The sequence below is a fragment of the Stappia sediminis genome (assembly GCF_009826895.1).
GTDB classification, from domain to species: Bacteria; Pseudomonadota; Alphaproteobacteria; order Rhizobiales; family Stappiaceae; genus Hongsoonwoonella; species Hongsoonwoonella sediminis.
This window is the reverse complement of sequence record NZ_WUMV01000001.1, coordinates 74,651-87,457: the sequence shown is the minus strand read 5'-3', so window position 1 is coordinate 87,457 and position 12,807 is coordinate 74,651. Positions and strand designations below refer to the sequence as shown.

13 protein-coding genes are annotated in these 12,807 nt (G+C 61.8%); 8 read left to right on the top strand and 5 right to left on the bottom strand.

From position 1 onward, the window contains the following. Position 1 precedes the first annotated feature (1 nt). The 3 genes from GR183_RS00415 (at position 2) to GR183_RS00405 (ending at position 2,926) form a co-directional block, all read left to right on the top strand. On the top strand, positions 2-1,159 hold the full coding sequence (locus GR183_RS00415; RefSeq protein WP_160773615.1) for a M24 family metallopeptidase: 1,158 nt from the start codon (positions 2-4) through the stop codon (positions 1,157-1,159). Positions 1,160-1,260: 101 nt separating this feature from the next. Then, entirely contained in the window at positions 1,261-1,746 is a 486-nt protein-coding gene (locus GR183_RS00410; protein WP_160773614.1) for a hypothetical protein, read from the top strand. A gap of 247 nt (positions 1,747-1,993) precedes the next feature. Beyond that, entirely contained in the window at positions 1,994-2,926 is a 933-nt protein-coding gene (locus tag GR183_RS00405) for a ribose-phosphate pyrophosphokinase (protein ID WP_160773613.1), read from the top strand. A gap of 173 nt (positions 2,927-3,099) precedes the next feature. Here the strand turns inward: GR183_RS00405 and GR183_RS00400 are convergent, their stop codons facing one another. Both GR183_RS00400 and GR183_RS00395 read right to left on the bottom strand, forming a co-directional pair. Continuing rightward, on the bottom strand, positions 3,100-4,731 hold the full coding sequence (locus GR183_RS00400; RefSeq protein WP_160773612.1) for an EAL domain-containing protein: 1,632 nt from the start codon (positions 4,729-4,731) through the stop codon (positions 3,100-3,102). A gap of 365 nt (positions 4,732-5,096) precedes the next feature. Beyond that, positions 5,097-6,131 (bottom strand): ABC transporter substrate-binding protein, encoded by a 1,035-nt coding sequence (locus GR183_RS00395; protein WP_160773611.1) that lies wholly within the window; start codon positions 6,129-6,131, stop codon positions 5,097-5,099. A 304-nt stretch (positions 6,132-6,435) separates the two neighbouring features. On the opposite strand from GR183_RS00395, the gene GR183_RS00390 reads away from it, so the two are divergent. The 3 genes from GR183_RS00390 to ychF are packed head-to-tail and all read left to right on the top strand — an operon-like array spanning position 6,436 to position 8,982. Beyond that, positions 6,436-7,107 (top strand): 50S ribosomal protein L25/general stress protein Ctc, encoded by a 672-nt coding sequence (locus GR183_RS00390; protein WP_160773610.1) that lies wholly within the window; start codon positions 6,436-6,438, stop codon positions 7,105-7,107. A 45-nt stretch (positions 7,108-7,152) separates the two neighbouring features. Next, entirely contained in the window at positions 7,153-7,881 is a 729-nt protein-coding gene (pth, locus tag GR183_RS00385; RefSeq protein ID WP_160773609.1) for an aminoacyl-tRNA hydrolase, read from the top strand. Beyond that, complete coding sequence (ychF, locus tag GR183_RS00380) at positions 7,882-8,982, top strand: redox-regulated ATPase YchF (protein ID WP_160773608.1); 1,101 nt, start codon at positions 7,882-7,884, stop codon at positions 8,980-8,982. A 75-nt stretch (positions 8,983-9,057) separates the two neighbouring features. On the opposite strand, the gene GR183_RS00375 is transcribed toward ychF, so the two are convergent. Both GR183_RS00375 and GR183_RS00370 read right to left on the bottom strand, forming a co-directional pair. After that, complete coding sequence (locus GR183_RS00375; protein ID WP_260513179.1) at positions 9,058-9,930, bottom strand: glycosyltransferase family 25 protein; 873 nt, start codon at positions 9,928-9,930, stop codon at positions 9,058-9,060. Positions 9,931-10,004: 74 nt separating this feature from the next. Beyond that, positions 10,005-11,036, bottom strand: coding sequence for a methyltransferase (locus GR183_RS00370; protein ID WP_160773606.1), 1,032 nt, complete (start codon positions 11,034-11,036; stop codon positions 10,005-10,007). A 257-nt stretch (positions 11,037-11,293) separates the two neighbouring features. Between GR183_RS00370 and GR183_RS00365 the strand changes: the two genes are divergently transcribed. Both GR183_RS00365 and GR183_RS00360 read left to right on the top strand, forming a co-directional pair. After that, complete coding sequence (locus GR183_RS00365) at positions 11,294-11,752, top strand: MaoC family dehydratase (RefSeq protein WP_160773605.1); 459 nt, start codon at positions 11,294-11,296, stop codon at positions 11,750-11,752. Next, on the top strand, positions 11,749-12,240 hold the full coding sequence (locus GR183_RS00360) for a MaoC family dehydratase (protein WP_160773604.1): 492 nt from the start codon (positions 11,749-11,751) through the stop codon (positions 12,238-12,240). The genes GR183_RS00365 and GR183_RS00360 overlap by 4 nt, the downstream gene beginning before the upstream one ends. Positions 12,241-12,264: 24 nt before the next feature. Here GR183_RS00360 and GR183_RS00355 read toward each other — a convergent pair whose 3' ends face one another. After that, complete coding sequence (locus GR183_RS00355; RefSeq protein WP_160773603.1) at positions 12,265-12,744, bottom strand: GNAT family N-acetyltransferase; 480 nt, start codon at positions 12,742-12,744, stop codon at positions 12,265-12,267. Between the last annotated feature and the right edge of the window lie 63 nt (positions 12,745-12,807).

Below are 12,807 nucleotides of genomic sequence, written 5' to 3'. Positions count from 1 at the left end.
GATGGCCATTCATTTCACCAAGCCGGAGTTCGAATCGCGCCGGATCTCGCTTTGCGCGCTCATGGCCGACGAGGGCCTGGACGCCATGCTGCTGTTCGCGCAGGAAAGCATGTATTGGCTGACGGGCTACGACACCTTCGGCTTCTGCCATTTCCAGTGCATGGTCGTCACCCGCGACGGGCGGACGGTGCTGCTGACCCGCTCCGCCGATCTACGCCAGGCGCAGCAGACGTCGATCGTTTCCGATATCCGCGTCTGGGTCGACCGGGGTGGAGCTTCGCCGACGGAACAGCTTCGCGATCTCCTGTTCGAAATGGACCTGCTCGGCAGCCGGCTCGGCGTGGAATACGACACCCACGGGCTTACCGCCCGCCTCGGCAAGGATCTCGACGAGACGCTGCGTTCCTTCGCCGATCTCGACGACGCCTCCTCGCTCGTGCCGCTCTTGCGCGCGGTCAAGAGCCCGGCGGAGATCGAATACGTCCGCAAGGCGGCGGAACTTGCGGACGACGCATTTCTCGCCGCGATGGAAGAGATCGGGCCCGGCGCCGACGAAGGCCGAATTCTCGCCGCCATGCAAGGCGCGGTCTTCGAGGGCGGCGGCGATTACCCCGGCAACGAGTTCATCATCGGCTCGGGCCGCGACGCGCTTTTGTGCCGCTACAAATCCGGCCGGCGGCAGCTTTCGGAAAACGACCAGCTCACCCTCGAATGGGCAGGCGTCTACCGGCGCTACCATGCCGCGCTCATGCGCACCGTGATCATCGGCAAGCCGACGCCGGAACACGAAAGGCTGTATGCCGCGGCATTCGACGCACTCCACGAGGTGGAAAAGGCCCTGAAGCCGGGCCACACCTTCGGCGACCTGTTCGACGCCCATGCGCTCGCGCTCGACCGGCACGGCATGCAGCATCACCGGCTGAACGCATGCGGCTATTCGCTGGGCGCACGCTTTTCACCCAGCTGGATGGACTGGCCGATGGCCTACCACGCCAACACCGCGGAGATCGTGCCGGACATGACCATCTTCATGCATATGATCCTTGCCGATTCCCTGACCGGCACGGCGATGACGCTCGGGCGAACCTACCTCACCGGCGAGGGCGATCCCGAATGCCTTTCGAAACTGCCCCTCGACCTGCCCGTAAAGGCGGGATAAACGATCATCCGATAGGTTCCGGAGCTGATTTGGAAAGCGGCGAGACGAGAATGACGTTGAATTCGGCAGGTAATTGCACATCCAGGCGCCGGCGGCGGGCGGTGCCGTTCGCGTGCGCGGCTTTCGCGGCGCTGCTGCTTTCGGCCTGCGCGAACACGACGCCTCCGGGCGAAATCGGTTCGTCCACACGCGGCCCCGTCGTTTCCGACCCGCCGCAGGTCGCTCCCGAAAAGACCTCCTACGCCTTTGAGCCTTTCACGGGCGCGCCGGGCAACATCGCCGATTCGCTGGCAAGCGACATCGGCAACGAGGCACGATCTCAGGGTCTCACGCTGGTCAGGCGCGTCGGCGCACCGGCCACATACCGGGTAAATGGCTATCTTTCGGCGACCGGCAACCAGTCCTCGGTCACGCTCTTCTACGTCTTCGACGTGGTCGACAATGCGGGCAACCGCGTTCATCGCATCGTCGGGCAGGAAAGTGCGAGCGGCACCTCGGGCGATCCGTGGTCGGGCGTCGATGGCGACACGCTGAACCGCACCGCAAAACGCACGGTCGCCGCACTGAGGGCATGGACGTACCGGTAATTTAACGTAGCGGTACTGTGTTCCTCTGGCCCCTGACCGAGTCTTTTCATGCAAAAAATGCACCTGCCCGCGAAAGGGCAGGTTGTCGGATGTGTGTGCGGTTGCTAAAACGCCGCCGCCTGCCGGGGCCAAAGCTTTCGCGCGGGCCCGGCGAAAATCCGGAAAATGAACCACCATTGCGTGACCTGTCACGCAGGCGCCGTGGCAAACATACGGCAGCGCACTTCACGAAAAGGACTTGCGGGACATGAAACTCGTCGCAGGCAACTCCAACCGGGCCCTGGCGGAGCAGATTTCGTCCTATCTCGAGGTGCCGCTGGCAAGCTGCCAGGTGCGTCGCTTCGCCGATCAGGAAATCTTCGTCGAAATCCAGGAAAACGTGCGCGGCGAGGATGTTTTCGCCATCCAGTCGACGAGCTATCCGGCCAACGATCATCTGATGGAGCTTCTGATCCTCATAGATGCGTTGCGCCGCTCCTCCGCGCGCCGCATCACCGCCGTGATCCCCTATTTCGGCTACGCCCGGCAGGACCGCAAACCCGGCCCGCGCACGCCGATTTCCGCCAAGCTGGTCGCCAATCTGATCGCCCATGCCGGGGCCGACCGCGTTCTGACGCTCGACCTGCACGCGGGCCAGATCCAGGGCTTCTTCGACATTCCGACGGACAATCTCTACGCGGCACCGGTCATGACGCGCGACATCAAGGAGCGTTATTCGACGGAGAACGTCATGGTGGTTTCGCCCGACGTCGGCGGCGTGGTGCGCGCCCGCGCGCTCGCCAAGCGCATCGACGCGCCGCTTTCCATCGTCGACAAGCGCCGCGAGCGTCCGGGCGAATCGGAAGTCATGAACATCATCGGCGATGTGGTGGGTCGCGACTGTATCCTTTTCGACGATATCGTCGATTCCGGCGGCACGCTGTGCAACGCCGCGGACGCGCTTCTCGCCAAGGGTGCCAATTCGGTAACGGCCTATATCACACACGGTGTGCTTTCGGGCGGCGCGGTCGCCCGCGTCACCGCCTCCAAGCTCAAGGAACTGGTGATCACCAATTCGATCGAGCCGACGGCCGCCGTCATCGCCGCTCCCAATATCCGCACCTTATCGATCGCCCCGCTGATGGGCGAGGCCATCAACCGTACCGCGCTCGAGAAGTCGGTATCCAGTCTCTTCAACTGATCAACTGGACAGAAACCGAGCAAATCGACCGGCACGACGACGCGAACAGAAAAAACCCGGCTTTCGATGCGGAAGCCGGGTTTTTTCCTGCCTCGTGCGTATAGAATTCCGGAGTGTTTTCCGATCGCGACAGCGTTCGAGCTATCTTGGAAATCACTTCCGCAGCGGGATTTCTATCTCCAGCCGGACAGCCTCATTGGCGGGCCGGATTGCGCAGGCGCGGTCGGAAGCCTGCCCCCTTCAAGGGCGACGACCTTTCCCGCCAGCGAGGATCGGTTCACCTGCTCGCGAAACTCCGCCGCCGGAACCGGACGCGAGATCAGGAAACCTTGCCCTTCCTGCACGCCCAACGCCTTGAGCACGGCAACCTGCTCGCTGTGCTCGATGCCTTCTGCCACGGTCGTCATTCCGAATTCGCGCGCGACCGTCACAAGCATTTCAACAATCGTGCGCGTACGGTGGTCGGTCACCACACCGTCGACGAAGAGCTTGTCGATCTTCACACAGGACGCACCGAGCGTCTGAAGCGCGGAAAGCCCGTTGTGTCCGGTGCCCGCATCGTCGATCGCGACCTGGATGCCAAGCTCGCGCAGTTCTGCCGTCACGGTGCGCGCCCGCGCCATATCGTCGATCTGCTGGCGCTCGGTGACTTCCACCACCAGCCGCGCCCGCGAGAGGCCCGACTGGAGGATCAGGGCGCCGAGCCGGGTCACGAATCCCTCGCCCAGGAACTGCCTTGGCGTGACGTTGAAACTGACCTTCAGGGACGGGCGTTCGGCAATGAGGTTGGCAAGCTGCGGCCCCGCGTCGGTGAGGATCGCCTCCATCACACCGTCGATCAGGCCGGAGTTTTCCGCAAGCGGAATGAATTCGGCGGGCGAAACCATCGTGCCGTCGCGGCGGATCCAGCGGGCGAGCAACTCGCAGCCGACGATTTCATTCGACCCCAGCGAGATGATCGGCTGGAAATAGGGCTTGATCTCTCCGGAACGGATCGCGTTCTTCAATTCGTCGGTCAGCGAGGGCGGGCGCGAAAGCAGCTTGCCGATGAGCGATCCGACGATGATCGCGGCGATAAACGCGGCGATATCGATGAACAGCGGCCTCTCGCGGTTCCAGCCCGAACTCGCGCGTTCGTTGATCCGCAGCCGGGATGCCAGCGGATAGCGGTCCGACGTGCCGCGAAAATGCTTGGCGACTTCGCTTTCGGCAAGTCTGCCCGTTCCCGGTTCGTAACTTGCCACGACCGTGCTCGCGCCGAGATCGATGCGTATATCCGCATAGTCGCGCACGGCGGCGGGAAGAATGTCGAACAGGAGCGCGTCGGTGCTGACGATTGCGATCGCTTCGGTTCCCTCCCCGAGCGTCCACACGACGCCGAGGGCCGGGTGGCCTGCATTGTCCGTCATGGAAAACAGGCTGATCTGCGCGTTGCGCGCACCGTAGCGCGGCTTGTTCGCGGCCGCCGTTTCAAGCTGCAGGTCGCTTTCGGCGAATGCGCGGCAGGCTTCGCCGCCGTTCATGATGAAAATGTCCTTGATCGCGCTGGAGGCGAAGACGGCGCTGCGGATAGCTTCCTCGCCTTGCGATGTGCAGGCAAGTTTTCCCGACGCCGAGAGCTCGCTCATGGCGATCACCGCAAGGTCGATGGCGAACTCCATGCGCGTGATGGCCCGCACGGCAAGCTCTTCGAACTGCCGTTCGTTCCAGGTATCGACGAAGGCTCGATGAATAGACTGCGCGACGCCGAAAAGAATGACAGCGCTCGCAAGGATCGACAATCCGTAGACCAATATCCGTTTCATTACGCATACCAAATATCTGGTGCGCGAAAGGCCTGTTGTTCAGGGCGCGCGTTTAGCTTTCTCGCGTCCATATTCAGGAGAGAAGGTTTACCGGCAATCACCAAATGGGAACCGTCGCGCGGCATCGGCTCGGGCGCTGTTTCTTCCCGCAGGTCCGCGCGCCTTCGAAAATTACGTTACGTATTTCGAGGCTACGGAGCATTACCGCGCCGAATCGGGACGGATTTTTCGGCAATGTCGCGTTGGCAAATGGGAGCGGAACAAATTTTCACGATCGATCACGTAGCCGTGAGATCGATTGGTCGCAGGATGCGAAAAAAGGCGGCGAGCCGCTCGGGCCCGCGCCTCTTCAACGGGTGCCGAATTCAGTAGGTTTCCACGTAGCTGGCGTCGACGAGCTTTTCGATCGTCACGCCTTCCGGCACCAACCCTTCCGATTTGAACCAGTCGAGCTGGTCCTTGACGCTCGTGAGGTTGAGTGCCGCGCCCTCGTTGACGCGCATCGCACCGTTGCGGATCGACGGCGCTGCTTTCTCATAAGGCCTGTCGGTGTAGACGTATTTGTGGATGAGCCTGACCATCTCCTCGGCCGCTTCGTCACCCGCGGACTTGTCGACAAGGGCCGCATTGAAATCCGCCGCGCCCTTGGAAAAGGCGGCGAGGAAGCGTTTGGTCAGCTCCGGCTTTTCCGTCGCGTTTTCGGTGGAGGTGAATACGGTCGTAACCTGATAGTTCGGGATATAGTCGGCAACCAGGCCGATCGCCTCGATCTCGTCGCCGCCTGCGAGCGGCTTGGCGATGTGCGGCACGATGGTCCAGGCGTCGATCTGCCCGCTTTTCAGCGCGCCGATGATCGCCCCCACCTTTTGCAGCGGCTTCAGCGTGATTTCGGAACGCTCGAAGCCTTCCTTGTCGGCGATCTTGTGGGCCATGTAGTGGAAGGAGGAACCGGCCTGGGTGATGCCGAAGCTTCGGCCCTTGAGGTCGGCCGGGGTTTTCACGCCTTCGTCGTAGGCTTTCTTCGAGACCAGGATCATCTGGCCGTCGATGTCCTCCTCCTCGATCAGCGCGCCGCCGATCACCTTGATCGCGCCCTTGTCGGCAAGGCTGATCAGCCCGCCGGATATCGCGGTCACGGCGAAGTCGACGTCGCCGGAGGCGATCGCAACCGCCATTGGTTGGGCCGCCTGGAAGAACTTGAATTCGACGTCGAGGCCTTCGTCGGCGAAATAACCGCGCTCGAAAGCCACGAAGCTCGGCGCATGCGAAGTAAAGCGCAAGGCGCCGACGGTGATCTTGTCCGCCGCGAGGGACGGCAGAACCGCTGCGGACGAAACCGCGAGCGCGAGCGCGCCCGCGGCGGCGGATTTCACCAGGGAGCGGCGCGTGACCCTGACCATCATTATCTCCTCCCGATTGTCGGTTCGGCCTTCGCGGAAGATTGGAACCGGCAAGGCCTTTTGGAAAGCACGGACGAGAGCTTGAAGTTTCGTCCGGCAATTTTCGATTACGGAACGTGACCGGCGGAGCACCCGGTGTCAATTGCCCTGCGCGCTTGCCCTTTGCAAGGTCTTCGGCTATAGGATCGCGCGCGTATCTGCACCCCTGGAGGAGATACGCAAAGGCGGGCGAAGCGGCTGGCGGATCAATACGCCGTCCGGTATTCGCACCGTTTTCTACATCACAACCCGAAGGAGTTACGCCATGGCTGAAGGCTATGAGCTCAAGGCTTCGCCGCGGGATCGTGTGGGCAAGGGGGCCGCTCGTGCGCTGCGTCGCGAAGGCCTGATCCCTGCCGTGATCTACGGCGACAAGAAACCGGCCCTGCCGATCGCGATTCCGTTAAAGGAAACGACGCTCGTGCTGCACAAGGGCGGTTTCATGACGAATCTCGCGACGATCGACGTCGACGGCGAGAAGCACCGCGTCATCGCGAAGGACTACCAGCTTCATCCGGTCCGCGACGATCTGATCCACGTCGATTTCCTGCGTGTCGCCAAGGGCGCCAAACTGACGGTGGAAATCCCGGTCCACTTCCTGAACGAAGAGACCTCGCCGGGCCTGAAGCGCGGCGGCGTGCTGAACGTCGTGCGCCATACGGTCGAAATGACCGTTCCGGCCGACGCCATTCCGGATGCGCTGGAGCTTGACCTCGCGAAGGCCGACCTTGGCGATTCCCTTCACATTTCGGCCGTTGCGCTGCCTGAGGGCTGCGAGCTGACGATCACCGACCGCGACTTCACCATCGCGACGATCGCCGCCCCCGCCGGCCTGAAGGAAGAAGAGGAAGGCGAAGGCGAGGAAGCCGAGGGCGAAGCGGCGGAAGCCGGCGCCGAGGCCGAGGCGGAAGCCGAAGAAGGCGGCGAGGAAGAGTAATCCTCCTCCCTCGCGGTCCGCTCGCGATATCGAGAAAGGGATCCCATGCGGCTCATTGTCGGCCTTGGCAATCCCGGCCCGAAGTACGAGCGCAACCGCCACAACGTCGGGTTCATGGCGGCGGATGAAATTCACCGCCGCCATGCCGTTTTCGGCCCCTGGCGCGCCCGCTTCCAGTCGGAAGTGTCCGAAGGCGTGTTGGGCGGCGAGAAAACGCTTCTCATGAAGCCCCAGACCTACATGAACGAATCCGGCCGTGCCGTGGGCGAGGCGGTTCGTTTCTTCAAGCTTTCCCCCGAAGACGTCTGCGTGCTCTACGACGAGCTCGACCTTGCGCCCGGCAAGACGCGCATGAAAAAGGGCGGCGGCCACGGCGGGCACAACGGCCTGCGGTCGATCTCCGCGCATATCGGGCCGGAATACCGGCGTCTTCGCATCGGTATCGGCCATCCGGGCCGCAAGGAACTGGTGACCCACTGGGTCCTTGGCGATTTCGCGAAGTCGGACCGTGACTGGCTGGAGCCGTTGCTCGACGCCATTTCCGCGGAGGCGCCGCTTCTTGTGGAAGGCAAGGATTCGCAATTCGCCAACAGGATCCATCTGGCGACCGCGCCGGAAAAGCCGGCGAAGCCGAAACAGGATCAGAAGCCGAAACCGGCGGCGACCGCGCGGGCCGAAAGCGAAACACCACCGGCCAAGACCGGGAAAGACAGTAAAAAAGGCCCGCTCGCCGAAGGGCTGAAGCGGCTGTTTGGTTCAAAAGGATCGGATTGAATGGGATTTCAGTGCGGCATCGTCGGCCTGCCGAACGTCGGCAAGTCCACGCTTTTCAACGCGCTCACCAAGACGGCGGCCGCGCAGGCGGCGAATTTTCCGTTTTGCACGATAGAGCCGAACACCGGCGACGTCGCGGTTCCCGATCCGCGTCTTGAGAAGATCGCCGGCATCGCCAAGAGCGCCAGCATCGTGCCGACGCGCCTTACCTTCGTCGACATCGCCGGTCTCGTACGCGGCGCTTCCAAGGGCGAGGGTCTCGGCAACCAGTTCCTCGCCAATATCCGTGAGGTCGATGCCATCGCCCATGTGCTGCGCTGCTTCGAGGATGAGGACATCACCCACGTCGACGGCAAGATCGACCCGATCGCCGATGCGGAGACGGTGGAGACCGAGCTTATGGTCGCCGATCTGGAAAGCCTGGAGCGCCGCATTACCCCCTTGCGCAAGAAAGCGACGGGCGGCGACAAGGATGCCAAGGCCGTCCTGCCGGTCATGGAGGCCGCGCTCGAGCTTCTCCAGAACGGCAGGCCGGTGCGTCATCTGGAACTTTCCTCGCCCGAGGAACGGCGCATCCTTAAGGAGCTCAACCTTCTCACATCGAAGCCGATCCTCTACGTGTGCAACGTCGATGAGGGTTCGGCTGCGAACGGCAACGAATTCTCCGCCCGGGTTGCCGAAAAAGCGGCTGCCGAAGGGGCTGCCTGCGTGGTGATCTCTGCCGCGATCGAGGCGGAAATCGCCCAGCTCGCCGAAGAAGAGCAGAAGGACTACCTCGCCGAGATGGGCCTTGAGGAGCCCGGCCTCGACCGGATGATCCGCGCCGGATACGAACTGCTCGGTCTCATCACCTATTTCACATGCGGCCCCAAGGAAGCGCGCGCCTGGACCGTTCGCGAGGGAACCAAAGCCCCTCAGGCTGCCGGTGTCATCCATACGGATTTCGAAAAGGGCTTCATCCGCGCCCAGACGATCGGCTTCGACGACTACGTTACGCTTGGCGGCGAAACCGCAGCGAAAGAAGCCGGCAAGGCGCGCGACGAAGGCAAGGAATACGTCGTCAAGGACGGCGACGTGATGCTTTTCAAGTTCAATCGCTAGAATGCCCGGATCCGGGGCGGTTTCCGGCCCATTGCCGGATACGGTTTTTTTCGGAATCGCCCCGGGGTTTTTGCCTCAGACGAACGCGTCGTCGAAAGGGACGACCATTTTGCGGGAAGTAAGCGCCACAAGCATGTTGCGTGGCGCCCGCCGGACGATGCGCGCGATATCCGCGAGTTCATAGACCAGCTTTCTGGGCAGGGATGCCGAATTTCGCCCGCTCCTGTACACTTCGCGGGCTTCCGACTGCAGCTTTCTATCCGCGACGATGTCGCTTTCGTGGGCAAACTTTCGCGGATAGAGAAACTGAAGTTGCGAGACCGGGGCCGGCAGCACCTGATACACCCGAAGCGGCCCGCTGCCGTCATGAAGCCACGGATCGTAAAGAAGGGTGTCGATGTTGTTGATCGGCCTGCAGTAGCCGCCTAGCAGCCTTTCCGCGCCCCGCCTTGTAACGATATACCCGCCAGTGCCGGAATCTTTCGCGCGTAATCGACCAACCGAGAAGCCTTCGACACCGCTGGGTTGAATGCCAGCAAGCCGCGTTTTCCGCAGGATTGTCTCCAACCGGACGATATCCGCATCCGGCGGAAGCCAGGCACCACGCTCCAACAAGTGCTTCAGGCGGCCGGAAATGACGAGATCATCTTCAAAGACAGCGACTTCATTCTCATCGGAAGCCAATAACCACTTCCAGACGGCAACGTGACTCAGGAAGCAGCCGATCTGGTTCGCCCCAAGGTGGGTCTTGCCGAACAGTGATATCTCTTCTGTCGAAAGCGAGGTTCCGTCCTTCGCAGGCCAGCGCAAGGCGGGAATGCCCGCTGCTGCGAATTGCCGGCTCATGCGATCCATTCGGTCCGTCCGCCGGTCGAGATTAATAAAAAACGCCTTGATCAAGTACTTACCCGCAAGCCGAAATTTGGAAAGTCGAAGGGGACTTAGCATTGTTTATCGGCAATTGAAATCGGCGGTTGCCGCCAAAACCCCTTTTCGCCCCACCGTCACCCGGCAAGCGACGTTCAAGCCCCGGCGGCGGGCTTCACCCCGTGCACCATCGTCGTCATGCCGGGGATCATCTCGGCGATCTCGATATCCTTGAAGCCTGCCGCCTCCATCAGCGCCCGCACCCAGCCGCTGGTGACCGAACGGGCTTCAGGGTTGAAGGCGACATGCTGAAGCTGCCATAGCGCGGCAAGTTTCGGGCCCGTGCGGTCGTCCTCCACCATGAAGTCATGCACGATGAAGTGACCGCCCGGCGCAAGATGGTCCATGGCCGCGCGCACGAGGCCGGGTATCGTTTCTCCCGGCACGCCGGAGAAGAGATAGGACATCAGGATCACGTCGCGGTCCTTCGGCCATTCAATTTCAAGCGCATTACCGGGATTGAATTCGACCCGGTCCGAAAGCCCTGCCTTTTTCACGAAGCCGCGGCCGACGTCGACCACATTCGGGAAATCCAGCACCGTGGACCTCAGTTCGGGATAGGCCTTGCACAACGAGATCGAGAAGGCGCCGGTGCCTCCGCCGACGTCGAGCAGCGTCCTCGCCTTCGAAAGATCGATCATCTTGGCAAGCGACCGTCCGGGGCCGAGCGAACCGGAATGTTGCGATTCGGAATAAATCCGCGCCTCTTCGGCATCGGAGAACCAGTCGGCGTAGGACGAAACCTGTTCGGGCTCCAGTTCCCCGGTCAGCGCTTCCTCAAGCTGCGTCAGGAACGGGTACATCTGCTTGTCGATCTGAAAGCGCAGATAGTCTCCGAAGTCGTATTTCCGCCCTTTCACGAGAAAGGCATCCGCCGCCGGCGCGTTCTCGTAAGCCTTGCCGTTTCGCACCACGAGACCGAGCGTCGTCAGCGCTGTCAGCAGCGTCATCGCGCGATCGGGGTCGAGGCCGGTCTTTCCCGCAACGTCTTCCACGCTCCCGCCTCCATCGGCCAGTGCGGAGAAAAGATCCACATGGAGTGCGGAAAACAGCGCCTTCGACCCCATGAAGCCGAAGGCAATATCGGAGATCTGTTCCGCGGATTCCAGGGGTTTCGGCAAAGACATTACAAAGACACTCCACATAGGTTTGGCACGAACGCACGGATACCCGGTCGCTGAACGTCAACGACGGGCAAATCAAATTCTTCACGGGATGGGCGTGATAATAGCGGGCTCACACGGATATGCAAATTTATACATTTTAAAAACGCTGAAAATCCGAAGCAGGGATATCGATAAGCTTTAGCCGCCAAATCAATGCTGTTTCACTGTCCGAAAGCACGATCTCGACAGGCCCGTGTTTTCGTTTAAAAACACGCGTCATGACAGCATTTCGCACATTCGAGGATTTCCGTGAGGGCGAGGAAATCGACCTCGGCAAGAAACGGGTGACGGCGGATGAAATCATCGCCTTCGCCGAAGAATTCGACCCGCAGCCCTTCCATCTGGACGAAGCCGCCGGCAAGGCTTCCGTGCTGGGCGGGCTTTCGGCATCGGGCTGGCATACGATCGCCATGCTGATGCGGCTTCTGTGCGACAATCTCCTGCTCGCCTCGACCTGCATGGGCTCTCCCGGCGTCGACAAGGTGGCCTGGAAGCGCCCCGTGCTTGCGGGCGATGAGCTTCATGCCACGGCGAAGGTGCTCGGCACGCGCGAGCTCAAGTCGAAGCCCGATCTCGGCGTCGTGCGCTTTCTCTTCACGGTCACCAACCAGCGTGGCGAAACGGTGATGACCCAGGAAAACGCGATCCTGTTCGCCCGCAAGGAGGCCGCCGCATGACGACGCCCGAGCTGAAGGCCATTGGCGAGCGCCACGAAATCGGCAGCTACACTTTCACGCCTGAGGATATCATCCGCTTCGCACGCCAGTTCGACCCGCAGCGCTTTCACCTGTCCGACGAGGAAGCCGCCAAGACCCATTTCGGCAGACTTTGCGCCTCCGGCTGGCATACCGCATCCGTATGGATGAAGCTCATGATCGCTTATCGCGCCCGCGTAGCCGAGCGCGCGAGGGCGGCCGGCGAAACGGTCGCCCAGCTTGGCCCTTCGCCGGGCTTCGAAGACCTGAAGTGGATACGCCCCGTCTTCGCCGGCGATACGGTCACCTATTATACGACCGCCGTGAAAGCCCGCCCCAGCCGCTCCATGCCGGGCTGGGGCATTCTCTTTACCGAGAACGAGGGCGTGAACCAGCACGGAGAACCGGTGTTCTCCTTCAAGGGCCGGGTTTTCGTAAAGATGGAAAAGGATCGCGAAGCGGCCTCCTGAGGAAGCCGCACGCCATCGCGGATCTCAGATTTTCCGCGCGAAAAGCACCTCGTCGTGGATCGGGATGCCGTATTCGCCGGTCATCGGGATTTCCGGCTTCATCTTCCGTTCCTCGTCGATCACGCCGGGGTTCACCCCTTCCAGGCGAAAACCGCGGCGCTGGTAGAAGCGGAAGGCATCGAGATTGTCGTTCGACGTTCTGACGGTCACCCGCTTGATGCCATGCTCCACCGCATCGCCAACCACCGCGTTCAGGAGGAGCGTTCCCGTCCCGCTTTGTCCTTTGAGGGAATCGAGCGTGAGGATCTCCCATTCCTCGTCACGCTTGATGACCGTCACAAGGCCGGCGATTTCGCCGTCTTCCTCGGCGATGAAGCCCGGCAGCCTTGATGCGTCGACCATCTTGCCGTCGAGCAGTTGCAGCGGGCTTGTCCATCGCTTTGTCAAAAGGTCGACCACCTTTTCGTGGTCCGCCTCTTCTATCGCCCGTATTTCAGCGCTCATGCGCACCCCCCGTTTCACCGGCCGGATTCTGCCGAAAATTACCGGACCGGTTACCGTTTGAAA